1 protein-coding gene is annotated in these 1045 nt (G+C 73.8%); it reads right to left on the minus strand.

All coding sequences use genetic code 11. The features are described from left to right. Positions 1 to 806, minus strand: an 806-nt coding sequence (locus tag AB0N07_RS52105; protein ID WP_365848148.1) for a hypothetical protein, incomplete at its 3' end; no start/stop codon positions are given. Positions 807 to 1045 lie beyond the last annotated feature (239 nt).

A 1045-nucleotide genomic window follows, 5' to 3' on the forward strand; every position in this document is an offset into this window, starting at 1 on the left:
AGGATCGCCGCCGTCACCACGCCGTAGGGCTTCTCGGGGACGCCGTCGGCGGGCCGCACGTCCATGTGCTCCACGGCCAGACCGCGCTCGTGCAGCCGGTCGGCCATGGCGTAGTCACTGCGCGAGTCGCCCGCGGTGAGCCAGCGTTCGGGCACCGGGGTGCCCGCCTCCGCCAGCAGGTCGAAGCAGCGCTCGACGCCCAGGTCCTTGCCGGAGGAGCGGTGCTCGACGTCCACCGAGATCACCGAGGGGGCCACGCGCACGTCCTCGGCGAGTCCGCGCTCGGCGAGCAGGTCCTCGACGCCCGCGGCGACATCGTCGCGCACCCGCTCGTACTCCGTCTGGTCCGCGCCCACCGTCTTCTCGAGGGAGACCATGGCCAGCTTGGTGCGGTCGATGAACTGCAGGTCCCCGGCGCGCTCATCGTTGAGGGCCCAGATCGCGTCACGGGTGTCCGCGTCGATGGCCATGTCCGGGTCGGTGCGGAGCCAGTCCGGGGCGGTGCCGTCCACGGTGACGTCGGGCAGGTCCCCGGAGGGCACCGCGGAGAACGGGAACCACACGGCGCCCTTCTCGCAGATCGCGTGGAAGGGAGCGTCGTCCGGGAGACCCGCGTCCCGCAGCGGGGCGATCACGCTGTGCAGGAGGAAGTCCGTGGAGCGGCCCGTGTTGAAGCCGACCGGCACCCCGCGCCGCGCGAGGCGGACGAGTACGTCGATGATCCCCTCCGGCACGGTCCGGGTCTCGGTGGAGGCCACGGGGCCGTCCACGTCCAGCAGGAGTCCGATCGGGGAGGGAGTGCGCATGCCCTCACCCTAGGCCGCGGTGGCCCGTGCCCGCGATGGGCCCGGCGGCTACGCTGACCCTGAGACCCGCCCCACCCGGGGCGCACCCCCGACGATCACCCCACGGGAGCACCCATGAGCACCGCCACCGACCTCGGCCCGTCCCGCAGCCCCTTCGGCCCCGACGCCGCGGCGCGCGTCCCCAGCTCGGGGAAGGGGCTGTCCTCGACGGGCGGTCGGGTGGCCAAGCTCGTGGTCGT

This window comes from Streptomyces sp. NPDC051172 (assembly GCF_040682555.1).
In the GTDB taxonomy this organism is placed as follows: domain Bacteria; phylum Actinomycetota; class Actinomycetes; order Streptomycetales; family Streptomycetaceae; genus Streptomyces.